This is a genomic window from Streptomyces sp. NBC_00377, from assembly GCF_036075115.1.
GTDB lineage: Bacteria > Actinomycetota > Actinomycetes > Streptomycetales > Streptomycetaceae > Streptomyces.
Window position 1 is genome coordinate 8,728,962 of record NZ_CP107958.1, and the last position, 24,223, is coordinate 8,753,184.

Here is a 24,223-nt window from a genome sequence, read left to right on the forward strand (position 1 = left end):
CTTCCGTTCTGTCAGACGTTGCGGCGGTACTGCCCGCCGACCTCGAAGAAGGCGTCGGTGATCTGCTGGAGGGAGCAGACGCGGGCGGCGTCCATGAGGACGGCGAAGACGTTGCGGCCGTCGAGGGCCGCGTCCTTGAGGGCGGTCAGTGCCGCGTGCGCGGCGTCACGGTGACCCGACTGGAAGTCCCGCACCCGCTCCAGCTGCGAGACCTTCTCCTCCTCGGTGGCGCGGGCGAGTTCGATGACACCGGGCTCGACGCTGTCGGCGTGGGGATTGCGGAAGGTGTTGACGCCGATGATGGGCAGGGTGCCGTCGTGCTTGCGCTGCTCGTAGAGCATCGACTCGTCCTGGATACGACCGCGCTGGTAACCGGTCTCCATGGCCCCCAGGACCCCGCCGCGCTCGCTGATGCGCTCGAACTCCTGAAGGACGGCCTCCTCGACCAGGTCGGTGAGTTCGTCGACGATGAACGATCCCTGGAGGGGGTTTTCGTTCATGGCCAGGCCCCACTCCCGGTTGATGATCAACTGGATGGCGAGGGCACGGCGGACGGACTCCTCCGTGGGGGTCGTGACCGCCTCGTCGTAGGCGTTGGTGTGCAGGCTGTTGCAGTTGTCGTAGATGGCGATGAGCGCCTGGAGCGTGGTGCGGATGTCGTTGAAGTCCATCTCCTGGGCGTGCAGGGAGCGTCCGGAGGTCTGGACGTGGTACTTCAGCTTCTGGCTGCGCTCGCCCGCGCCGTATTTCTCCTTCATCGCGACCGCCCAGATGCGGCGGGCCACCCGGCCGAGGACGGAGTACTCGGGATCCATGCCGTTGGAGAAGAAGAACGACAGGTTGGGGGCGAAGTCGTCGATGTGCATACCCCGGGCGAGGTAGGCCTCGACGTAGGTGAAGCCGTTGGCGAGGGTGAAGGCGAGCTGGCTCACCGGGTTCGCGCCGGCTTCGGCGATGTGGTAGCCCGAGATCGACACCGAGTAGAAGTTGCGGACCTTCTGCGCGATGAACCATTCCTGGATGTCGGCCATCATCCGCAGGCTGAACTCGGTGGAGAACAGGCAGGTGTTCTGCCCCTGGTCCTCCTTGAGGATGTCGGCCTGCACCGTGCCCCGCACGCTCGCCAGCGCGTGGGCCCGCAGCTCGGCCGTCTCCTCGGGGGAGGGGGAGCGGCCCTGCGCGGAGCGGAAGGCGTCGATGCGCTGATCGACGGCGGTGTTGAGGAAGAACGCCAGGACGGTCGGGGCGGGGCCGTTGATCGTCATGGAGACGGAGGTCGTCGGCGAGACGAGGTCGAAGCCGTCGTAGAGCGCCTTCATGTCGTCCAGGGTGGCCACCGAGACGCCGGAGGTGCCGACCTTGCCGTAGATGTCGGGGCGCTCGTCGGGGTCGCGGCCGTAGAGGGTGACCGAGTCGAAGGCGGTGGACAGGCGGGTGGCGGGCTGGCCCTCGGAGAGGAGCTTGAAACGCCGGTTGGTGCGGAACGGGTCACCCTCGCCGGCGAACATCCGCGCCGGGTCCTCGCCGTCACGCTTGAAGGGGAACACCCCGGCGGTGAAGGGGAAGTGGCCGGGGAGGTTCTCCCGCCGCCAGAAACGCACCAGTTCACCGTGGTCGGTGAAGCGGGGCAGTGCGACGCGCGGGATCCTGTTCCCCGACAGGGACTCGCGGGTCAGCTTGGTGCGGATCTCCTTGTCCCGCACCTTGACCACCTGTTCGTCGCCGGAGTAGGAGGCGACGACCGCGGGCCAGCCGGTGAGCCGCTCCGCGATGTCGTGCGGGAGCTGTCCGCGGGCCGCGTCGAGCAGCGACCGCACGTTCGCGTCGTCCGATCCGGCCTCGACGAGTTCGCCGCTGACCGTCTCCAGGCGTTGCACCCGCCGTGCCGCCTCGGCCAGCCGGCCGGTCTCGGCGTGGTAGGCGCGGACGGTGTCGGTGATCTCGGCCAGGTAGCGCACCCGGTCCGCCGGGACCACCTGCCGGATACCCGAGGAGTGACGCACGTCGACCTCGGCCAGCGTGCTCTCGGACAGGGGCAGACCCTTGTCGGCCAGAGCGCCCCTGAGGTGCTGGTACAGGGCGGTGACCCCGTCGTCGTTGAACGTGGCCGCGGAGGTGCCGTACACCGGCATGTCCTCCGGCCGCATGCCGAACGCCTCGCGGTTGCGCACCAGTTGGCGGCCCACGTCGCGCATCGCGTCCTTCGCGCCGCGCCGTTCGAACTTGTTGATGGCCACGACGTCGGCGAAGTCGAGCATGTCGATCTTCTCCAGCTGCGAGGCGGCGCCGAACTCCGGCGTCATCACGTACAGCGAGGTGTCGACGAACGGCACGATCGCCGCGTCGCCCTGCCCGATGCCCGGTGTCTCCACGATCACCAGGTCGAACCCGGCCGCCTTGACCACGTCGATCACGTCGGACAGATGCTCCGGCAGCTCACGGCTGCCGCGGGTGGCCAGGCTGCGGAAGAACACCCGGTTGCCGTCGAGGGAGTTCATCCGGATCCGGTCGCCGAGCAGCGCACCGCCTCCCCGGCGGCGGGTCGGGTCGACCGCGATCACGGCGATCCGCAGCTTGTCCTGCTGGTCGACCCGGAACCGGCGCACCAGTTCGTCCGTCAGCGACGACTTGCCCGAGCCGCCGGTGCCCGTGATGCCGAGCACCGGCACCGGGCGCGCCGTGCCCGCGGACCGTACCCGGTCCAGGAACTCGGGGGGCAGCTTGCCCAGTTCCGCGCCCGTGACGGCGCGGGCGATCGCGAACCGGTCGCCCGCCAGGACGGCGGCCGGGTCGGCCGCTTTGCCGTCCCACAGGTCGAAGTCGCACTCCCTCACGACCGAGTTGACCATCCCGGCCAGGCCCATCCGCTGCCCGTCCTCGGGGGAGAAGATGGTCACCCCGCTCGCCCGCAGCCGGGCGATCTCCTCGGGCACGATGACACCGCCCCCGCCGCCCACCACGCGGACGTGCTCCGCACCCTGCGCACGCAGCGACTCGACCAGGTACTCGAAGTACTCCACGTGCCCGCCCTGGTAGGACGAGACGGCCACACCGTGGGCGTCCTCCTCCAGCGCCGCGTCCACGACCTCCTGGACCGACCGGTTGTGCCCGAGGTGGATCACCTCGGCGCCCTGGGACTGGAAGATCCGCCGCATGATGTTGATCGATGCGTCGTGCCCGTCGAACAGGGCCGAAGCCGTGACCAGACGGACGGGGTGCACGGGACGGTGCAGGTCGCTCATGGGGCCTTCCCAGACAGATCACGGTAGCTCCGACTGAGGAGATAGTAGGACGTCCTAGTAAATGCCAGTAGGTGAGGACGCTGTGACCAGCAGCACACGCCGGCCCCCGGCCACGGCGGATCGCTGCCCGCCCGGCGCGGCCCCCGGCAACGCACCGCTGTCCGCGCGTACGACGCGCCGCGGTTCCCGGCGGATCCGCCCCTGCGCAGCGGCTCGCGCCGGCGCGGAACCCGCCGCCGAGGCGGCTGGAAATCCGGTGGAGCGCCACCACCGTGAGCCGTTACCGTGCTGCCCGATCAAGTCGTCCAGGCAGGGATGTGCCGTTGTACACCGTGTGAGACCCCCCGAGTGCTGATTCGTCGCGCGTCGCGCTTCTGCGCCGCGCTGCTTTTTGCTGCGGACTTCTCACTGGAACCGGTGTACTTCTGTGCTCGAAAACTGGGTGGTCGTGCCCACCTGCCTGCCCGTCGTCCTCCGCCGTTGTCACGCGTGCGCGTCGACGCGCTTCCGGGCGAACGGCAAATTCCGTGTCAACGCGAACCACAAGCTCCTCGACGCCTGGCTCCTCGTGCTCTGCACCGAGTGCGGGGCTACGGAGAAGCTGACGGTCCTGGAACGGGCGAACGTGCGCTCCGTGCGACCCGAGCTGCTGGACCGGCTGCATGACAACGACCCCGGACTGGCGGCCGAGCTGCTCCGGGATCCGGTCGTGCGGCGCCGCAATCGCATCGCCCTCGACTGGGACGGGGCCTGGCGTCTCGACACCGAGGGCTCGGACCACCTGGACCATGAGGTGATCGACATATCGGTCCGCTTCGCGGCGCGGATCCCGGTCCGGCCGGTGCGGCTCATCGCCGAAGGCTGCGCTCTCCCGCGGGCGGAGGTCGAGAGGCTGATCACGTCAGGGAATCTCGTGTCGGCGGTCCGGTTGAGCGGCAAGCTCTCCGGCGACTTCACCTTCACGCTCAAGCGCTGAGCCTCCTGGTGACCGGGGCCCGGCCGGCAGCAGTGTGCCGGCCGGGCCACCCCGGGCGGCCGAGCGGGACGGTCTCCCGAGTGTCTTCGTGTCAGCGCCCTGACAGGACCGGGCGTCCGGTCTCGTCGCGTGGTCCGCGCAACGCGCGTCAACCACAGCGCAGTCGGCGCGCCGCGACCTCGTCGCGGCCGGCGGCAGCGGGGTTACGAACCTGCGGGGTTACGAGCCTGAAGGACCGGTGCTCACGCCGCCAGGGCCTGTTCGACCGTGCTGTGGCAGGGAAGGACCGCGTCCAGGCCGACGAGCTGGACGACCCGTGCCACCGACTCCTGGGCGGCCGCCAGGCGCAGCCACCCCCGGGCGGCGCTGAGCTGCTGGTGGACCTGGACGAAGACGTTGATGCCGCTCGAGTCCAGGAACGTCACGCCACTGAGGTCCGCCACGATCCGATGCCCCTCGTCGCCCCCGTCACCCTCGCCGTCCCGGGACAGAAGCGCCTCGCTCAGGGCGTCCTTGACGTCGTGGTCGATTTCGCCGCGCAGGGTCACGACATGGATGCCGCCGACCATCGAGCGCTCGGCGGACAGCCGCTCCGCTCGGCCCGTTTCCTGGTTGTCGGTCACCGTTTCCTCAATTGCACCTAGGCTGCCGGGGGCAGCGTCCGTACGAACGATTCTGCCGCACCGCCCCAACCGGATGCGCCCGGCCGGCTGTGCTGTAGAACACTGCCTGTGACATGCATGAGAACGTGGCGGGTACACGTACACGCGTGAACGGGGAGCAGAAGGACGATGCTGGTGGGACCGCGATCGGACGACGAGGACTGTACGAGGCCCGGCCCGCACCTGATGCAGGCCGTACACGCCCTGGGCGGAGGTGACGGATGCATAGCTCAGGCCCGCCACCGGGCCGTCGACTTCCTCACCCGGGCCCGGGACGAGCACGGCCTCGACGTCTCCACGCGGGCCATGGACCTGACCCAGCTGGTGGTCAGTGAGCTGGTCACGAACGCCCGCAAGTACGCGCCGGGCCCGGCGGTCATGGAGCTGCGTGTCACCGGCGCCTTCGTGGAGGTCGTGGTCCGCGACGACGACCCCACCGTGCCGACGGCCGGGGCCGCCGACCCCGACCGGGTCGGTCAGCACGGGCTGGAGATCGTCAAAGCCGTCGCCCAGGAATTCCTCATCGAGCGGCAGCAGGTCGGCAAGCGCGTCACCGCCCGCATCGCCCTGGCCGACACGCTCGCGGCGGCACCGCCGCGAGCCGGCTGACGCCCGGACACGTGGTTCACAAGGTTCGAGGACGGAGGGCGCAGCGCACTGGGACCGGTTCGCTCGGAAGAACCTATGCCCCGCAGGCCCATGTGCTCGGGGTGGGGAGCGTGATGGGCTTCCTGCTGTTCACCGAGGACGAGGAACTCGGCGCGCTGAACTTCTACTCCCGCGAACCCGGCGCGTTCACCGAGGGCAGTGAGCTGGCCGGATGGCTGCTGGCCTCCCATGCGGCGATCGCCTTCTCCAGCGCCCGCACCCACGCCCAGATGGAGAACGCCGTCGCCACCCGCGAGGTCATCGGCGAGCCATGGGTATCCTCATGGGCCGCCACCACGTCACCGAGGAGCAGGCGTTCGACGTGCTGCGCCGCTACTCGCAGGAGAACAACATCAAACTCCGTGAGGTGGCCCGGCTGGTCTGTGAAGAGGGCACTCTTTCCTGACCCCCGGCGGGCGGCTCCTCCGGCACGACATCCGAACCAGAGGAACCTGAGCCGGGCCGACCCCATGGGAACGCCGACCCGGCCTGCGGACCAAGTCCCCCGTCCCGACCCGTCCACACCGGTCCGCACCCGGGTTCCTCATCGGAACGGACCTTCTGCCGGCCGGCAGACCCTCGGCAGCACCGGCCGGCGCCACCGCCGCCCCGGTCAGGTCACCGTGAATCCCTCGAAGGTGGCGATGCCCCGTGTGCCGGTCCAGCCGTTGGCCGCGGTCATGAAGACCCCGACGTCCTGGGCGAAGGCCGCGCCGCGCGGCGCGGCCGTGCCCACCGTGGTCCAGGTGACGCCGTCCGTGCTGGCCTGACCGGTGTACGAGGCGCCGGTCCTGGTCAGCCGTAGCCGCACCGGAGCGGTGAAGGAGCCGGACAGCGCGATCGAGTCGAAACGGCCGTCTCCGTCGGCGTCCCAACTCAGCGCGCAGCCGTTGGACGGTGTGACCGCCAGATTCACACAGCCCGAGCTTCCCCGGACCCCGAGGTCGTCGCGGACGACGATGCCGGCCCGGGCCCAGCCCCCGGTCGCGTCCTGGGAGGTGACCGTCACCTCGGCCACGGTGCCGTCGCCGTACGCGCCGGCCCGGTACACGGCCCCGAACTCGTCGGTCGCGCCCCACATGTCGGCGCCGGCGCCCTCCACGGCGATCTCCGTACCGGCCTGGCCGAACACGGCGTCGTTGAAGGAGACCGTGCGGTACGGGGCGCCGACCCCGGCCGCCGCCACCAGCCGTACCGGAGCGACCGCCTTGCCGCCGCCGGCGTACGCCGCCGCTGCGACGACCTGGCCGACGAGGTGCTTCGGCGCACCCGCCAGCGAGACCTCGAAGCGAGCGGTGAACGTCCCGCCGGAGACGACCAACGCCGTCCGTACCGGGTCGAGGGCTTTCACCGCCAGGCCCTCGGGAGCCGTGACGGAGAGCGTCACCCCCCGTGCCGTCGCAAACCCGTTCCTGTTGGTGAAGGCGACCGTGATGGTCGCGGGCGCGCCCTCGGCCACCGCTCCACGGTCGGTCGCGGCGGTGAGGGCCGCCTGGTGGGGGGTGGCGGCGAGCAGGTCGCGCACGCGGCGGGCCAGGGCGTACGGCGAGCCGTGGGGCCGGGTCGGGTGCGTCTCGTGCGCATGTGCCCAGCGGTCCTCCAGGGCGAACCAGTCGATCGACGCCGGGTCCTCTCCCGTGACGAGCGCGTCGAAGTACGTCTTCCAGCGGGTGCGGTACAGACCGCCGACCAGCCCCGCCCACTCCCGGTTCGCGTAGTCGTGCAGGCCCTCCTCGCTGCTCACGCGTCCGCCCCAGGTCGTGATGAGAGAGCGGACGTCGTACTCCAGGCGGTCCTTCTCGGCCCGGTCGGCGCCCCAGGAGCGCGCGTCGGCGAGCCACCGCCCGAGCAGGTGCTGACCGGAGGCCGCCAGCAGGTCGTCGAGGAGGTCCATCCAGGCCAGCCAGGTCCTGGTCAACCTGCCGAACAGGACCTTCTCCCCGGCTTGGTGCGCGGCCCTGATCTGCGGCAGCAGCACACGGCTGCGGTTGGACAGGACCTGGCGGGCCACGTCGACGACGTCGTACCGGTAGGCCGAGCTGTCCCTCAACCCGGTGCGCACGGCGAGGAGTTCCGTGAGCGCGGTGTCGAAGACCGTGGTGTCGTAGCGGTCCTTCTCCGGCCCCCAGGCGGCGGCCTTGTTCGCTGTCAGGCTCGGACGGGCGCCGAACAGGCCGTCGGGCGCCTCGCTCCAGGCGTCCGCTCGGGACATGTTGTACGCCGTGTCGCGGATCGTCTGCCAGGCCGCGGCGGCATGCCGGTCGGGCCCTCCGTAGCGGGAGAGGGCGTACGCCGCGAACCAGTCGTCCAGATCGATGGTGCCGGGCGTCCAGGCCAGGTCGGTGAGCAGGGCGAGGGCGGGTGCGTTGTTGTCGGCGGCCTCCGGCATCGCCGCGATACCGGCGAGTGAACTTCCCTCTCGGTCACGCCACTTGGGGTACTGCTCCACCCAGTCCGGGGCGTTGGCGCCGATCGGGGTGTGGCCGCCGAAGTTCCAGATGCTGCCGAAGGCGTACGGCGTGCCGCCCCAGTCGCTCTCCCGGTCGGTCACGGTGGTGTAGCGGTCCGAGAGTCCGTCCACGATCAGCATCCGGCTCTTGTCGACACCGTCGAGCAGCGCCCTGGAGGGGTTGTTCTGCCATCCCAGGATCGCCCAGACGGCCCCCGGGTGCGCTTTCTGGAGCGCCGCCTCGACAGCCCGCGCGGCCTCGTCCACCGGGACGTCACCGGGGTTGCCGCCCTCGTGCAGCAGGTCCATCTTGTACATCGTGCTGTCGCCGAACCGCTCCGACTGGGCGCGGTAGAAGGTGGCGGCCACCTCGGCGAAGGCCTTCGTGCGCGGGTCGAGCCAGTCCGGGCGTTCGAAGGCGCCCCAGGTGCCCTGCGCCACCACCGCGGCGTCCCCGCCGTGCCGGGCGGGGAAGTCGTGGGGGACGCTGCCGTAGTAGCCCGGCAGGACCGGCGTCATGCCCAGGTCGCGTATGCGGTCGACGATCCTCCCGGCGAGTGCGGCACGTCGCTCGACGAGCTGCCGGGAGACCGGCCCGCCGAAACCCGACATGTTCTGGAGCAGCCACCAGGGCTGGTGGGCGGGGGCCGGGATCCAGGCGCGCAGCGCGGCGTCGGAGTAGCCGAAGCGCCGGAAGGTGTCGTAGTACACCGCGTCGCCGCCGATGTACACCAGGACCCGGTTGACTCCGTGCAGGGCCAGCACGTCCAGCTCGCGCTGCCAGGCGTTCCAGTCGCGGTAGGCGTTGGTGTAGCCCTCGTTGGTGTCGTTGAAGGCGAAGCGGTGCGGCACGTCGGCCGTTCCCGTGATCTCCTCGGCGGGCGCGGGGAGCGTGCTCGGCAGGTTCAGTTGCTCGCCCGTCCAGGAGACGAAGGCGTGTGCGGTCCGCCGCAGGTAGGTGTGCAGCCCGGCGAGCAGCACCGCGGGGCTGGTGGCCTCCACCGTGAGGTGCCCGGCCCGGCCGGACACCCGGAAGCGGTCGGTGTCGTCGTGGAGGGCCCGCAGGGTGATCTGCCGGTGGTGGTCGGGAAGCAGTCGCTTCAGCGCGGCCGCGGCGGGAGCGGTGTCGAACGGGGCTCCGCCGACCGCGTACGCGCCCTGCGGGCTGGTCAGCAGCGCGGCGCCGCCCAGCGCGACCGCGCCCGTGAGGATCCGTCTGCGGGTGATACCGGCGAGGTCGAGGTCGCCTCGGTTGTCGTGCATGAACGTCCTTCCGGCAGGGCTCAGTTGATCGGCATGGCGAAGATGTGCAGGGTGGCGGCGTCGGGTCGGAGACCGTCGCCGGCCCTGCGCGGGACGGGGTGACGTGGCTCCTTGACGGTCCGGGGGCGGTGGGCGTGCTCCAGGCGGTGGGCGCTCATGACCGCTCCACGGTGAAGTGGTCGAACACGGCCCGGACCGTCGTGCCGGGGTGGTCGAGGTTCACCGCGCTCGCCACCACGCCGGCGTCCAGGGCGCCGCTCGCGGAGGGCACGGTCACGCGGCCGATCTCCTTCCAGGCGAGGCCGTTGTCGGTGCTGCTGTACGCCGTGCAGGTCGTGCCCTCGCGGACCAGGCGCAGCCAGGCGGGGTGGCTGGACACGCCGCCGCCGGCCCAGGTGTCGAGGTGGCCGTCGCCGTCGCTGTCGGTCATGAACTCCACGCCGTAGGACTTCGACATCGTCAGTACGGCGTAGCCGCCCTTCTCCGGTGCGGTCAGGTCGTTGGCGACGGCGATCCCGTACTTGGCGGTGGGGTTGTCGCTCCCGGTGAGCCCGACCGTCCTGACCTGCACCACGCTCGACTCGGCGGCGGAGCCGGGCAGGAGGATGCCGCCCTTCTCGTCGAGCCCGCCGGACAGGTCACGGCCGCCCGCCCAGATCACCAGCCGGCTGCCGTACTGCCCGAAGCGGGCGTCGTCGGTGGTCGCGAACGTCCGGTACGGGTCCCGCACGCCGTTCGGCTCGTAGGGCAGGCTGACGGTCTTCGCGGCTCGCGCGCAGTCGGCGCTGCGGCCGTCCACGTCGAAGACGACGTGCGCGGTGAACGAGAGGTCCCCGGCGGCGTCGGCCGGCATCGACGTGCGCCAGATGCGGGTGACCTGTGCGCCGCGGCGCACATCACCGAGCGGGACGGCGCGGGCGGCCGTCGTCCTGCCCGGATCCACCAGGTACAGGACGGCGCCGCGCAGCGGGAACGGGCAGTTGTTGACGAGGACCGCGGTCGCGGTGACGACGTCGCCGCCGGCCGGTTCGGCAGGCTCGGTGGTGACGGTGAGGACGGGGCCGAGGGTGTCCGTATGGGTGCTCACCCCGCTCACCGCCGTTCCCAGTCGACGGTGAAGGTGCTGGCGAGTTCGCCGGGCAGCGTCCTGGGGACGCTGATGTGGACCTTGCCGTCGGAACGGGTCCATTTGAGCGGTCCGTTGTGGCCGAGCAGCCGGATCCGGGAGGTCGCGGAAAGGGGGATGTCCGCGGGCACGGAGAGGGTGCCGTCGGGCGCGCCGAGCACGATGATGTTGAACTTGCCCGGGGTGACTGTGTACCGGACGCCGGGGGCGCTGCCCTCCTCCTCGGCCCGCACCCAGGGCGTCGAGCCGTAGATCGCGGGCCCGTTGACCTTCAGCCAGGCGCCGATGTCCCGCAGCCGCCGCTGCATCACGTCGGGAATGGTGCCGTCCGGCCTCGGCCCGATGTTCAGCAGCAGGTTGCCGTTCTTGCTGGTGACGTCGGCGAGCAGGTGGACGAGGTACTCCGAGGTCTTGTAGTCCTCCTCGACCTCGAACCTGTTGTAGCCCCAGGAGTAGCCCATCGTGATGCAGCACTCCCATTTCTGGGGGTCCATCGTGGGGTTGGTGCGCTGCTCGTAGGTGGCGAAGTCGAAGTGCGTGTCGAAGCGGTCGTTGACCACGACCCCCTGGGGGCGGCCGCGGTTCTTGGCCTTGTTGTAGTAGTGCGCGAGCGGTTCCTCGCTGCGCCACGGCGGTTCGCCGGCCGGCCGGAACCACTGGCCGTCCGCCCACAGCAGTTCCGGGTCGTAGCGGTCGATGATCTCGTACAGCTGCTTCAGTTCGTAGTCCCCGATGTAGTCGTCGACGGGCCTGTAGCCGGTCATCGGGACCTCTTCGCCCGTGTAGAAGTTCCTCATCGGCCGGCCGAGCGTCGGGTTGAAGTACTCGCCGAGCGAGTAGTACAGGCCGGGCCGGACCGTCCCGCGCTTGCGGGCGGCTGTCATCAGCTCGCCGACCAGGTCGCGCTTCGGGCCGTACCTCCCGGCATGACGGTCCGTCACCTTGCTCGGCCACAGGGCGAATCCGTCGTGGTGCTTGCCGGTCAGCGCGAAGTACTCGGCGCCCGCCTGCTCGAACAGCCGCACCCAGGCGTCCGGGTCGTAGTGCTCGGCCGTGAACCGCGGGATGAAGTCGTCGTAGAGGAAGTCCTGTCCGTAGGTGTCGCGGTGGTACTTCCAGGTGGGATCGTTCTCGAAGCTCTGGTACCAGAGGTACCACTCGGAGGCCATCTGCCGGGCGGAGCCGGCCGGGACCGAGTAGACGCCCCAGTGGACGAAGATGCCGAACTTGGCGTCCTTGTACCAGCGCGGCACGGGATGGGTGTCGAGGGACGCCCTGGTGGGCCGGTAGTCGGGGAGGCCGCCGCCGATCGCCCGGGCGGCGCCGGGCGGGGCCAGGAGCACTGTTGAGCCGAGAGCAGTGGCCGTGGTGAGGAAGCGTCTACGGCTGACGTTCACGCGGGGCCTCTCAGTGGATGGTCGGTGCGGTCGTCGCAGGGGAGGCGGTCGCTCAGTCGGTGGTCGTTCACCCGTTCCTCGTTCCGCCGGTGGTCGTTCCGCCTGCGGTCGTTCGGCCGGTGGCCGAGAAGGCGTCGAAGACGGCTGTGGTGATCTGACCGGGGTGGTCGAGGTTGACAGCGCTGGCGACCATTCCCGCGTCGAGGCCGCCGCCTGCCGTGGAGGGGACGGTCGCGGTCCCGATCCGCTGCCAGGTGGTGCCGTCGGCACTGGCGTACGCGGTGCAGGCGGTGCCGTCGCGGGTGAGCCTGAGCCAGGCCGGGTGGTACGAGGAGCCGCCGCCGGCCCAGGTGTCGAGCTTCCCGTCGCCGTCGCTGTCGGTCATGAACTCCACGCCGTAGCTCCTGGACATGGTGAGCACGGCGTAGCCGCCCTTCTCCGGTGCGGTCAGGTCGTTCGCCAGGGCGATCCCGGCCTTGGCGGAGGGCCCGCTGCCGGTCTGGCCGACGAGACGGGCGGTGAGGCTGCCCGAGGCGGGTACGGCGTCCGGGACATGGACGGTGGCCTTCTCGTCCTTCCAGCCGGCCAGGTCCCGGCCGCCCGCCCAGATCGCGAACCGGTCCCCGTTCTGGGCGTACTGGGCGTCGTCGGCCGTGCTGAACGTCCGGTACGGGGGCCGGACCGCGGACGGGACGGGGGTGACGTCGGCGCTCACGCTGTCGGCGTCGTGGCGCGTTCGGCCGCTCTGCCGGAAGGAGGAGTCCACGCCGATGGCGTGGGGCCCCCATGCCGCGTCGGCGGACGGCGTGACGCGCCAGACGGCCGTGGAACTCGCGCCCGGGGCAAGGGAGGCGACCCCTGTCTTCCCTTCCGCCTCGGCGGTCCAACCGTCCGGCAGGCGCAGCGCGGTGGTGACCCGGGTGACCGTCCTCGTGCCGGTGTTGGTGACGGTCGCGCTGATCTCCGTGGGACGGCCGGCCGGAAGGCCCGGGTGGTAGGGGGTGAGCCGGACCCGGGCCGAGGGGCAGTCGCGGGCCGCTCCGAGGCCGGCGAGGTCGACCGCGTCGGCGAACGCCTTCATCCCGGTGTCGTTGGGGTGCAGATGGTCACCCGAGTCGAACGCGGCGGCGTAGCGGGTGGGGTCGTCCGGGTCGCGTACCGCCTTGTCGAAGTCGGCGTGGCCGTCGAAGACGCCGCCGTCGCGCACGAAGGCGTTGACCTTCTGCCGGTCGGCCTCCTTGGCCTCGGTCCAGTAGTCGCCCCAGCCACGGTAGGGGACCACGGTCGCGCCGATCACCCGCAGCCCGCGGGCGTGGGCCCGCCGCACGATCTCCCTCATGCCGTCGATCACCTGGTCGCCGGTGGCGCCGCCCCAGCTGAGGTCGTTGACGCCTTCGAAGAGGATGACCGTCCGCGCGCCCGGCTGGGACAGTACGTCGCGTTCCAGCCGCTCAGGTGCCGAGGGGTTGCCGTCGGTCCCGGCCGTGATGCGGTTCCCGCTGATGCCCTCGTTGAGAACTCCGGCGGGTGTGGTGCAGCCGGACAGGCGGGCCGCCAGATAGTCGGGCCAGCGCCGGTCGGCGTCCGACGTGGAGGCGGCCCCGTCGGTGATGGAGTCGCCGAGCGCGACCACGGCACCCCGCGCCGGCCCGCCCCGTACGTCGACACCGGTGAGGAACGGGAAGGCGGAGTCGGTCGTGGTGAACGCGTCGCCACCGGCGTCCCCGGCGTGGTCGCCGCCGCCGTCGGGTGTCCAGTAGACGGTCTGCAACCCCATCCAGTGCTGGCTGACGTGGCCGAGCCTGCCGGGGAAGTACAGGCTGACCACCAGGTCGCTGCGGGCAGCCACGGGAATCCGCAGCCCGTCGCTCGCCGCCTGCCCACCGGCCGGGATCATCACCTCACCCTTCCCCGCGAACGTCAGATCGCGCGGACCGGCCACGGACGAGCCGCTCGCACGGCGCCCCACGGTCGCGTGTCCGATCGTCACCGGCTGGTCGGTGAAGGCGTTGGTCAACCTGATCCTGACGCTCGTCCCGGCCGCGCTGACGCGGACCGGGATCCGCACGGTCACCTCCGAGGTGCCCGGGTCGTACGACGCGTGCTGCGCGGTCGCCCAGGTCCCCGTCCAGCCCTGCTGCCGGCTCCCGGCCTCAGCCGCACTCACCGGAAGCACGGCCGCCAGGACGGCCGCCACGGCTGTGGCCAGTGCGGCGAATCTTCGTTGTCCACCCAGGTGGGGGTGCGGGTGTCTGCGCGGGTGTCCCCGCAGGCGTCCGAGTGATGCGAGCACGGGTCCTCCTCAGGAACAGCCGCGGCCGAGGCCCAGCGTCGTCAGGTCGATGGAGTCGGCGAACGCCTTCATCCCGGCGTCATCGGGATGGAGATGGTCACCGGAGTCGTAGGCCGCGCCCAGCCGTTGGGGATCTGCCGGGTCGCGGACCGCCCGGTCGAAGTCGGCGTAGTCGTCGAAGACGCCGCCGGAGTCCCGGACGAACGCGTTGACCCGCCGGCGCCGGGCCTCCGTCTCCTCCGTCCAACCGCCCCAGACGAAATCCTTGTACGGGGTGATGGTGGCGGCGACGACGCGCATCCGGCGCCGGTGCGCCCGGTCGGCGATCTCGGTCATTCCGGCGATGATCTGCTCGGCACTCGCCCCGCCGAGGTCGTTGATCCCCTCGAAGAGAATCAGGGTCCGCGCCCCCGGCTGGGAGAGCACGTCCCGGTCGAGCCGGTCCAGGGCCGAGGGATTCGTCGCGGTCCCGGCGGTGATCCTGTTGCTGGTGATGCCCGCGTTGAGCACCCCCGCGCCGGGCCGGCAGGCGTTCAGCCGGGCGGAGAGCAGGTCGGGCCAGCGTTGGTCGGTGTCGGCCGTCGAGAAGGACCCGTCGGTGATCGAGTCGCCGAGCGCCACCACCGCCCTGTTCCTCGGCGCGGTCACATCCACGCCGCTGAGGAACGGCCAGCTCGTGGTGGTCCAGGTGAAGGCGTCCCCGGTGGGGTCGGCGGCGTGGTCGCCCGCCCCGTACTCCGTCCAGTACACGGTCTGCTGCGCCCACCAGTGATCGGTGATGTGCGTGACCTGGCCGGGCAGATGCAGACTGACCACCAGGTCGGTCAGGGCCGGCACGGCGAGCCCGACCGGATCGCTGACCGCCTGGCCGCCCGCCGGGATGGTGACCCCGTGCTTCCCGCTGAACCGCACGTCGAACGGGCGTGCCACGGCGGAGCCCCCCGCACGCAGGCCCACGGTCGCGTGTCCGATCCTCACCGGGTCGCCGGCGTAGGCGTTGGTGAGGCGGATGCGTACGGACGAACCGCCGACGCTGGTGTGGACGGGCATCCGCACCGTCACCTCGGACATCCCCGAGACCTCGTAGTGCTCGCTGGCCGCCGTCGCCCAGGTGCCTGTCCAGTCGCGCTGAACAGGCGACTGGCCTGCCTGGGTGGGCGCCACCGGCCCCGCCAGGAGAGCCCCGACCATGAGCATCAGTACAGCGAACCTGCCACACACGGAACGCATCGCGCCCCCTACCGTTCCGCGCCGCTGCGCGCGAGGGCCTGGTACGCCTCGGTGGCGCCATCGGCCTCCGGGCCGGCGAAGGCCGGGGTCATCCCCGGTGGCGCCGCGTACGCCTCGAGCGCCACGGGACCGCTGACGGCCTCGCCGTCGGTGACGTCGCGTCGTGTTCCGGTCGGCGGAAGCACGTCCCGGGTGGTGCCTTCGTCGAGCTTCGGCGCGGCAAGCGCGGCCGGGCCGCAGGGGACGGCTCGTGTCACCGTGGGCATCACGCACCGCCCCCACAGGTCAGCCTGGCGTCGGCCCAGTCCGCGTGGTCCGCGGAGACATCGCCGTCCCCGTCGACCAGCAGGTCCAGCCAGCGGGCGTCGGTCACGTCCACGTCGACGGCCGTGCCGCCGTCGGAGCCGCGTACCACCGGGGTCTTCGTGAGCGAGCGGCCGTCGGCGACCACCTGGAAGGAGACGCTGCCGCTGTCGCCGACCTCGTCGTCCACTCCGGCGGTCGCGGTGAAGCGGGTGCAGCCGCCGCCGAGGTAGACGTGGATCCGGCTGTTCGCGTGCACGCCGAGGCCCTTGGCGTAGGTGGTGCCGCCGATGCTCAGAGGGCGTCCGTCGCCGGCCGCGGCCTCTCCGTTGGAGGTGTCCTTCTCCACGGGGCCCCAGCCGTTGACCGCCGTGACGAGGGTGAGGTCGCTGACGTGGGCGTCGGCGGACAGCCCCGGCGGCGGCACCTGCACGGCCCGGACACCGGTCACGGCGCGCGGACGGCCGTGCTGGGTCAGCTCGGCGGTCGCGGACAGGACGGCGTAGTGGACGGGATCACCCGGCGGGGTGACGGTGTAGTCCGCGGTCACCGTGCCGCCCGGCCGGACCCGGTCGAAACGGACGGTGTCGTCGGTGGTCGCCTTCCAGCCTTCCGGGACCTTCAGCGTCAGCCGGACGTTCCGGGCGATCGGCGCGTCCTTCGGCACGCTGAGGGTGACGGGGACCTTCACGGCGGTGCCGGTGCCCATGAACGGGTCGGCGTCGACGGTGACGTGAGCGCCCGCGGCCGGCATGGCGTAGGTCTTCGCGTCGTACGAGGGAGCGGCCACCGTGGCCACCTTGATGCCGCCCGCGGAGGCGCCGAGGCCGACGAGCCTCACCGAACCCGGGCCCGCGCCGTCCTCGGTGGACCACACGGCCAGGGCGATGGTGTTGTTGCCCTGCTCGCGCAGGAGACCCTTCGGGATGACGAACCGTGACTGCGGCCCGGTGCCGGGCAGGTAGCGGCCGATCAGCCAGCCGTTGACGAAGATCTGGGCGCGGTAGCCGGTACGACCGCCGGCGGCCCCGGCGAGTTCGAGTGCGAGTGCGTTGTCCTGGCCCTGCGGCAGGTCCAGCCGGGCGGACGTGCGGTACCAGCGCACGCCGGGCCCGGTCCTGCGGGTCTGCCGGGCGAGCGTGGTGCTCTTCCAGCCGCCGTCGGAGTACCCCGGCAGCGACCAGCCGGCCCGCTCCCCGTACAGCCCGCCGTTGTTGTACGGCCCACGGGCGGTGTCGGCCGGGTCCTCGCCGCCTCGGCTGCCCTGGATCTTCCAGGTGAGGGTGGAGGCCCCGCCGATCACCTCGGCGCCGAGCAGTCCGCGCGGCTCCTTGGAGTAGTCGTGGCCCCATTCCTCGTTGTGACCCGCGTTCTCCACAAGGACGGAGAGGACGTTGTCCCCGCCCCCTTCGCCGGCCTTCAGCGCGCCGGCCGGGATGTCGAAGGTGTGCGCGCCGCCGCCGGAGCTGCCGAGGTAGCGGCCGTTGAGCCAGACCGCGTACTGGCCGGTGCTGCCGGTCGTGGCGTCGAGTGCGAGCGCGGTCGCGGCACCGGTGGTCCTGAACCGGCCGCGGTACCACACGTTGCCGTGGTGGAAGCCGTACTCGTCCATCGCGAGGACCGGCAGCGATCCGGCCAGATCCGGGTCGGCGGCGGTGAGGTGGTCGGCGGTGGTCCAGGAGGAGTCGTCGAAGCCGGGAGCGGCCTCCGGTGCCTCCTCTTTGTACGTCCATGTCCTGAGCGCGGGCAGCTCGACCGGACGTGGCGCCTCGGTGACGGCGACCTTGCGGCCGTTCCAGGTGGCCTTCCCGGCGTCCGCGATGACCTCGATCTTCGCCGCCTCGGTGGAGTCGCCGGTCAGTTTCAGAGTGCCGTCCGTCTCCTGGGCGGTACGGACGAGGGAGGGGCCTCGTACCAGGACCGGACCCGTGGCGGTGTCCTGCCGCCACCAGTGGGCGGTCTCGGCGGTGTCGGCGATCAGCAGTTCCATGCCGTTCACCCGCACCCGTGCCAGACCCTTGTGGGTGTAGTTCAGCCGCAGGTCACCGCGTTCGGCGTCCCAGGTGGGGGTGACATCGCCGTCGAGGACGGTCACCTCGGGCCGCGCGGCGTACCGCAGCACGGTCTCGCCGGTCTCGCCCGCCCGCCCGTACAGCAGCGCCACTTCCCGGCCCCCGATCCGGGCGTGCGTCATGATCTCCGAGGTGGAGTAGACGAGCCGCTGGCTTCGGCCCAGGTCGTAGCCGGCCACGAGCAGTTTGGCGTCCCGGCCGTCGACGGTGATCGTTCCCTGCTGGGGCACCCGCGGGTAGTCGCCGTCCGCGCCCTTCAGCGACAGGGTGGTCTCGTCCTTGTCCTTCACACGGGTGTCGGCGTGCCGCACGGTGAAGAACTGAGTGCCGTCGTCGGGGTTGACGCGCCGGTCGATGCGCAGGGCCTGATCGGTGGGAGTGGGCGCCTCGGCCCTGTCGGTGCGCGCCAGCGAGGTCACCGAGTTGACCATGTACCCGAGACGCTTGAACTCCTGGTATTTGTCGGTGAGTTGGCGGGACTCGTTGATCGGGGCGCCATAGTCGTACGACGTGTACACCGCGTTGGGGTCGGCGAGCCAGCCCCAGTTGGTGCCGCCGTACGTCATGTAGAAGGACTGGCCGCTCACCCCGGCCGCGATGTTCATCTTGCTGAACACCCGGGTGAAGTCGGTGCCGGTGAGTTTCGCGCAGTCCTGGTATCCGGTGCCGCCCCAGGGGTCGAACGCGCCGCCCTGCGCCTCGGGGATGAGCAGCGGGGACTCGGGCTTCCACTCGTTGACGTAGGAATAGTCGGGCAGGTTCTTCCAGGAGTCGGGGTTCTTGCAGTCGAAGCCCTGCGGATAGGCGTCGAAACCGTAGATGTCGGGGGCGCCCTTGCCGCTCACCCAGTTCTTGTTGGCCCCGCCGTCGTTGACGAAGGTCGGGACGTCGATGCCGTCCGCACGCGCCCAGTCGATGAGGGTCTGCATGTAGTCGGCGTCGTGCCGGCCGCCCTGGTACTCGTTCTCGACCTGATACAGAATCACCGAGCCCGTCCCGCGCGTGAGTTGGTGGCGTGCGATGACCGGGTTGATCCGGCTCATCCACTCCCGGGCCGCCTTCAGGTACTCCGGCTCGGAGGTGCGGTTGACGCCTGCCTGTGTCGTGCGCCAGGCGGGCATGCCGCCGCCGGAGACCTCCGCGTTGATGTACGGGCCCGGGCGGGCGATCACGTACAGGCCCGCCCGCTCGGCCTCGTCGAGCAGCCGCTCCACGTCGCGGATGCCGGTGAAGTCGTACGAGCCGGGCTTGGAGGAGTGGTACCCCCAGTCGAAGTAGAGCGAGACCGCGTTGAACCCGCCCGCCTTGATCTTCTGGAGCACATCGCGCCAGGCGTCGGGACTGGGCAGCCGGAAATAGTGGAACTCGGCGCCCCACAGGTACAGGGGCTTGCCGTCGACCCGCACGGAGTACTGGTCATAGGTGACGGTGTGCGGGGCGGCGCCGGGCTTCGCCCCGGCGGGTGCCGCGACGGCGTGCGTACTGGTCAGGGGCATGACAGTAAGGGCCGTGGCGAGCAGCAGGGACCTCCACTTCGCTCTCATTTGGTCAGCCCCTTCACGACTGCGGTCCGCGCGGTCTCGATGTCGCCCACGTCCTTCGTGCGGCCGTCCAGACCGCGGGTCGCGGTGGCGAGGGCCTCGGTCAGCGCGGCGCTTTCGGCGCCGCCGTCCTTCCTGCGCAGCTCGGCGACGAGTTCGTAGTCCTCGATGCCCTCCTTCAGCTGCTCCCAGCGGATGCTGGACATCGGACCGTCCTTGCCCGGGTAGACCAGGTACTCGTCGCCCTGGGTGAAGATGTGCACCGGTTGCTTGAAGGGGTCGCTGGTCCAGCTGTTGTACGACCAGCGCAGGAAGCCGTCCAGACCGCGCTGGGCGGAGATCCACGGCAGCATCCGCGACTCGACGGCGGGGGAGAACGTCAGCGTGTTGGGGTGGGCCGGCGCCCCGTACACGTAGAAGGTCGTGATCTTGCCTGCCCTGCGCCGCTCGGCCGCCTTCTCCTTCGTCATCGCGTCGATGCCGCCCCAGTCGACGGACAGGTTGGACGCGACGCCCTCGGTGCTGATCGAACCGGCCACGGAGATACGGTCGTCGAAGACGGGCGCGACCTCGTGGACGAAGTTCCTGACCACGGTCATCGTGTCGATCGGCCGCTCGTCGAAGGACAGCCAGGTGTCCTCCAGCCAGCCCTTCGCCTTCAGGTGCTTCTCGAAGGCGGGCAGGAACGCTCCCCACGCCTCACGCCAGCGGCTGCCGCCCAGATCGACGTTCTCGTAGACGGTTCTGCCGGTGCTGGTGTCGGTGTAGGTGAGGTGCTCCCGGTCCTGGAAGGCCAGCATGGAGAAGGCGCCGATGTCGGGCCCGAGACCGGCGCCTCTGGCGGTCCGGACGTACTTGTCCCAGCGGCCGAAGTCGAAGGAGAACGCCTTTCCGTTCCACTTCCAGCCCACCATGCTGGTGTACGGCGTGGCCGTCTGCGACGCCCTGGTGCCGAGCGACCACTGGTGGTGCCACGGGTTGTCGACAATGGTGGTGTTGATGACCTTCTGCCCGCGCGAGGCCAGGTCGCGGTCGTACGCGCCGATCAGCTTCCAGTGCTCGTCGGACCAGAGCTCGACGCCGTGATTCCTGGCGATCGTCTCCGGCTGCGCCCATACGTCGAGGAAGAAGGAGTAGTCCTTCGGGTCGGGCACGCTCGCGTCCGCGACCTCGATGGTCAGCGGATAGTGGGCCTGGGTACGGCCGTCGGCGTCGACCTCGACCGTGCCGGTGTAGGTGCCGGGCCTGGCCCGCCCGGGGATGTGGAAGGTGAACCACAGCGGCTGGGCCGCGTACGCGGGTACGTCGACGGAGGACCGCTCCTCCAGCGGGTCTGCGACCACGTCGGGGTTGCGGTCCCCGGACACCTCCTTGCCGGAGCTGACCTGGTCGATGGTGGCGGACCAGTCGACCTCGCTCTTGGAGCGCTGCACGGGCACGTACCTGACGAACCTGACCTGGGTGTCGGCGCCGGACAGCTTCGCGCCGCCGGGGCCGGTCAGATCGCCGACCACGGCCTTGACGTCGCGGAGACGGTGGCCGGAGGCGATCGCCAGCTGCGCCGAGACCTGCTCGTTGCGGACGGCGGAGAGCTTCAGCTCCTTGGTGTCCTTGCCCTGGATGGGGGTCATCGGGTACCGCGGGACCCTTTCCTCCGCGGAGCCGGCGAAGGAGCCGGTGGGGACCCAGGTGAGGGTGTCCCTGGTGCCCATGGCGTCGGCGACCTTGACGGTCAGCCAGGTGGTGGTGGTCCTGGAGCCGAGGTCGGTGCCGGTGGTGGCCGCACCGGTGACGGCGATCGCGGTGGTGCTCGCGGCCACGACGACGCCCGCGACGAAGCCGGCGAGGGCTGAGGACGTACGTGCCATGGGCTGGGTCCCTCTCTCTCACGAAGGTGCAGGGAAGTGGGGCCCCGGCAGGCCCCGGGGAGGGCGAGGTCCTGCCGGGAAGCGGGGGTCGCCGGCGTCGGCGCGTGTCAGGAGGTGACGGAGAATCCGCTGAAGACGGCTTCGATGTTCTGGCCGGGGTAGTTGACGTTGGCCGCGCCGGCGACCATCCCGGCGTCTTCGGTGCCGGAGGCAGAGGGCACCTGTGCGGTGCCGACCTGCGACCAGGTCTCGCCGTCCTTGCTGGCGTACGCGGTGTAGGTGGTGCCGTCCCGGGTCAGCTTGAGATGCGCCGGGTGGTAGGTGGAACCGCCGCCCGCCCAGGTGTCGAGCTTCCCGTCGCCGTCGCTGTCGGTCATGAACTCCAGGCCGTAGCTCTGGGTCATGACCAGCACCGCGTAACCGCCCTTCTCCGGCGCGGTCAGGTCGTTGGCGAGGGCGATGCCCGCCTTGCCGACCGGTGAGGCGCTGTTCTGCGAGACCAGCCGGGCCTGCACGGTGGCCTTCTCGCCGGCCGCGTCGTCGCGGTAGATGACGCCCTTCTCGTCCTTCCAGCCGGACAGGTCCTGGCCGCCCGCCCAGATGGCGAACTGGTCACCGGCCTGGGCGTATCGGGGGTCCTCGGAGGTGGTGTCGGTCGTCAGGTACGGCTCCTGGACACTGCCCGGGGCGGGCTTCACCCGCGCCTGCACGGTGTCCGACACCTTCGTCGACCCGCTGTGGGCTCTGTAGGTGGCGGTGCCGGTGAGGTCGTGGCTGCCCCAGCGGGCGTCGTCAGCCGGGGTCACGGTCCAGGTGGTGGTGAGTGTGGCGCCGTTCTTGAGGGACTTCGCGGTGCTCGGGCCGGCCGCCGCCGCATGCCAGCCGTCGGGCAGGCCCAGTGCCGCCTTCACGCTCCCGATGGGCCCGGTGCCCCAGTTGGTCACCTCGGTGGTCACCTGGAACGGCCTACCGGAGTCGGTGGCCGGGGCGTCCGGGGTGATCAGGACGGAGGCGGCCGGGACGTCGTCGCGCTTGAGGGCCCTGACGGCCTTGGCGGCACCCTCCGCCTTGAGATCGACGAAGGCCGGCGTGACGCCGAGCGGCGCCGCGTACCCCTTGAGCGTCCTGGGGCCGCGGATCACGGTGCCCTGGTTCACGTCGTACCAGGTGCCCGGCGGCAGATGGACGGAGCGGGTGGCGCCGCTGCTCAGCTTGGGCGCGGCCAGCACGGCCGGTCCGAGCATCCACTCGTCGGTGACGGTGTAACTCGCCTCGTCCTTCGGGAAGTCGAAGAACAGCGGCCGCATGATCGGATCGCCGGTCTTCAGGGTGCTCCGCACCTGGTCCCAGATGTAGGGGGCGAGTTTCTCGTGCGTCCTGATCGCCTGCCGGTAGAGGTCGACCGTCTCCTGGTCGTAGTCCACCTTCTGCCCGGTGGTGGTGTCGTTGGTGTCCACAGCGGAGGTCGAGGCGTACATCAGCGGCATCAGCGAGGCGGACTGCGCCCAGCGCACCAGGACGTCCTTCGACGGTGCGGGCTGACCGCCGGAGCCGCCGATCATGTCGGACTCGACGAACGGGTAGCCGATGGTGGAGATGGCCAGGTTCTGGGAGGCGGAGGCGCGCAGGGAGTCCCAGCCGGTGCCCTTGTCGACCTGACGGGTGACGAAACCGGCCTCGTGGGCCGTCCGGTTCCAGTGCACCCGGATGCCGGCGCCCTGGAGGTCGAACCCGTCGGCGAGCTGTGTACCGAGCTTCTGGTAGTCCGTGGCCTGGTGGCCCTCGCGCGGCGCGCACTTCTCGTCGAAGAAGCGGGTGTCGAACTTCAGCCCGTCGATGTCGTACGTGTCCATCAGGGTTTTGAGGTTGCCCTCGTACCAGGCCCTGGCGTCGGGGTTCGCCAGGTCGATGATCCCGGCCTGCCCGTTCCACCAGGTCACCTCACACGGCTTGCTCGTGTCCTCGGCGTCCTTGAGCAAGTAGTCGTGGTCGACGGCGTACCGGTAGTTGTCGGAGTCCAGGTTGATCCACAGGGTGACCCAGATGCCGAAGTCGAACCCCATGTCGTGGATCTTCTTGGAGAGCCCTTGGGGATCGGGGAAGGTATTGGGGTCCCAGGTCAGATTGCCGTAGTTCGATTCCCACTTGTCGTCGAGCTGGATGGTGTGCCCGTCCAGGCCGTTGTCGTGGAGGTCGGTGGCGTAGTCGAGCAGTTTCTCCTGGTCGACCTTGGTGTAGAACTGCGCCCACGAGTTCCACAGAGGCTTGGCGTACTGCTCGTACGGGGCGTCGGACTTGGCGGGCTTGCCGACGACGCCGATGTAGTCGCGGTAGACCTCCAGCGGGGTCGACTCCACGAACACGGTGGCCTTGTAGGGGTCGGGCGAGCCGACGGTGAAGGTGCCGAGGCCGTCCTTGCCCTTGTTGATCGCCACGTCCATGACGTTCCCCGTGTCGACGCGCAGGCCGGTCGACCTGGAGGTGTACCAGAACGGGTCGATCATGTTGTACGACGCCGGACCGAAGCTCTTGTGGTCGACCTCGCCCGCGTCGAGCGGCCAGGGCTGGTCGACCCCCGGGCCGCCCTGCGGGGTTTCCGCCTCGCCGTGGCCGTACCAGTGGCCGGCCGCCGACAGGTCGTAGGCGAGGCCCAGTTGCTTCGCCGCGCCGCCGTGCACGTCCCAGTCGAGTTGGTACCGGTCGGCGCCGGGGGTGATGCGGGCCCGCACCGTGACGCCGTCGAGCGTGCTGTCCGCCGTGACGGTCAGAACACCGTTCTTCCACGTCCAGTCGGTGACCCCGGTCGCGTGCTGCCAGATTCCGTCGGCCCCGGCGAAGCGCAGGGCGCCGGTGTCGCCGGGGGCGGTGGCGAGCACGGTCTTCCCGGCGCGGCGCGTGGTCAGGGCGAGTTGACCGGTGGCCACGTCGAGGGTGTAGCCGGGTGCGCCGGCGGAGGCCGGCATGGAGACCGTGACGGCGTGCGCGGTGCGGACCACCTTGGGCCCGCCGGTGCCGGCGGTGGTGGTCGGGCGGTCGGCGGCCGTTGCCGTGGCGGAGCCGGTGACGGGCGCCATCAGCATGGCGGCGGTCAGCGCGGCAGTGAGCAACAGGCCGCCGGGACTGCTCAGTCGGGCGTGCACTCGTGTCCTCCTG

At 70.7% G+C, this 24,223-nt stretch carries 14 protein-coding genes and 1 pseudogene; 3 read left to right on the forward strand and 12 right to left on the reverse strand.

Annotated elements, in window-relative coordinates; translation table 11 throughout:
- Positions 1 to 11: 11 nt before the first annotated feature.
- Positions 12 to 3,242, reverse strand: a complete 3,231-nt coding sequence (icmF, locus tag OHS71_RS38785; RefSeq protein WP_328484004.1) for a fused isobutyryl-CoA mutase/GTPase IcmF — start codon at positions 3,240 to 3,242, stop codon at positions 12 to 14.
- A 427-nt stretch (positions 3,243 to 3,669) separates the two neighbouring features.
- Between icmF and OHS71_RS38790 the strand changes: the two genes are divergently transcribed.
- Positions 3,670 to 4,218 carry a DUF1062 domain-containing protein gene (locus tag OHS71_RS38790; protein ID WP_328484005.1) on the forward strand — a complete coding sequence of 183 codons (549 nt, stop codon included), beginning with the start codon at positions 3,670 to 3,672 and terminating at the stop codon, positions 4,216 to 4,218.
- Between the two features lie 242 nt (positions 4,219 to 4,460).
- Here the strand turns inward: OHS71_RS38790 and OHS71_RS38795 are convergent, their stop codons facing one another.
- On the reverse strand, positions 4,461 to 4,841 hold the full coding sequence (locus OHS71_RS38795) for an STAS domain-containing protein (protein WP_328484006.1): 381 nt from the start codon (positions 4,839 to 4,841) through the stop codon (positions 4,461 to 4,463).
- A gap of 168 nt (positions 4,842 to 5,009) precedes the next feature.
- Between OHS71_RS38795 and OHS71_RS38800 the strand changes: the two genes are divergently transcribed.
- Both OHS71_RS38800 and OHS71_RS38805 read left to right on the forward strand, forming a co-directional pair.
- Positions 5,010 to 5,489: an ATP-binding protein gene (locus tag OHS71_RS38800; RefSeq protein WP_443047136.1), complete on the forward strand. Its 480-nt coding sequence runs from the start codon at positions 5,010 to 5,012 to the stop codon at positions 5,487 to 5,489.
- Between the two features lie 74 nt (positions 5,490 to 5,563).
- Positions 5,564 to 5,934 (forward strand): annotated as a pseudogene (locus OHS71_RS38805) (ANTAR domain-containing protein); the annotation flags it as partial.
- 207 nt (positions 5,935 to 6,141) lie between these two features.
- Here the strand turns inward: OHS71_RS38805 and OHS71_RS38810 are convergent.
- From OHS71_RS38810 to OHS71_RS38855, 10 genes are all read right to left on the reverse strand, one after another.
- Complete coding sequence (locus tag OHS71_RS38810) at positions 6,142 to 9,240, reverse strand: alpha-N-acetylglucosaminidase (protein WP_328484007.1); 3,099 nt, start codon at positions 9,238 to 9,240, stop codon at positions 6,142 to 6,144.
- Between the two features lie 20 nt (positions 9,241 to 9,260).
- Complete coding sequence (locus OHS71_RS38815) at positions 9,261 to 9,398, reverse strand: hypothetical protein (RefSeq protein WP_328484008.1); 138 nt, start codon at positions 9,396 to 9,398, stop codon at positions 9,261 to 9,263.
- Positions 9,395 to 10,327 carry a hypothetical protein gene (locus tag OHS71_RS38820; protein WP_328484009.1) on the reverse strand — a complete coding sequence of 311 codons (933 nt, stop codon included), beginning with the start codon at positions 10,325 to 10,327 and terminating at the stop codon, positions 9,395 to 9,397. Before OHS71_RS38820 ends, OHS71_RS38815 begins: the two co-directional genes overlap by 4 nt.
- Positions 10,328 to 10,332: 5 nt before the next feature.
- Entirely contained in the window at positions 10,333 to 11,763 is a 1,431-nt protein-coding gene (locus OHS71_RS38825) for an alpha-L-fucosidase (RefSeq protein WP_328484010.1), read from the reverse strand.
- Between the two features lie 67 nt (positions 11,764 to 11,830).
- Entirely contained in the window at positions 11,831 to 14,056 is a 2,226-nt protein-coding gene (locus OHS71_RS38830) for a GDSL-type esterase/lipase family protein (RefSeq protein WP_328484011.1), read from the reverse strand.
- Between the two features lie 9 nt (positions 14,057 to 14,065).
- Positions 14,066 to 15,247 carry an SGNH/GDSL hydrolase family protein gene (locus OHS71_RS38835; RefSeq protein WP_328484012.1) on the reverse strand — a complete coding sequence of 394 codons (1,182 nt, stop codon included), beginning with the start codon at positions 15,245 to 15,247 and terminating at the stop codon, positions 14,066 to 14,068.
- A 47-nt stretch (positions 15,248 to 15,294) separates the two neighbouring features.
- Positions 15,295 to 15,543 carry a hypothetical protein gene (locus tag OHS71_RS38840; RefSeq protein ID WP_328484013.1) on the reverse strand — a complete coding sequence of 83 codons (249 nt, stop codon included), beginning with the start codon at positions 15,541 to 15,543 and terminating at the stop codon, positions 15,295 to 15,297.
- 8 nt (positions 15,544 to 15,551) lie between these two features.
- Positions 15,552 to 19,205: a beta-galactosidase gene (locus tag OHS71_RS38845; protein ID WP_328484014.1), complete on the reverse strand. Its 3,654-nt coding sequence runs from the start codon at positions 19,203 to 19,205 to the stop codon at positions 15,552 to 15,554.
- Positions 19,202 to 21,070: a DUF4091 domain-containing protein gene (locus tag OHS71_RS38850; RefSeq protein WP_328484015.1), complete on the reverse strand. Its 1,869-nt coding sequence runs from the start codon at positions 21,068 to 21,070 to the stop codon at positions 19,202 to 19,204. The genes OHS71_RS38845 and OHS71_RS38850 overlap by 4 nt, the downstream gene beginning before the upstream one ends.
- Positions 21,071 to 21,177: 107 nt before the next feature.
- A complete protein-coding gene (locus tag OHS71_RS38855; protein WP_328484786.1) occupies positions 21,178 to 24,033 on the reverse strand; it encodes a TIM-barrel domain-containing protein in 2,856 nt (951 codons plus the stop codon).
- Positions 24,034 to 24,223 lie beyond the last annotated feature (190 nt).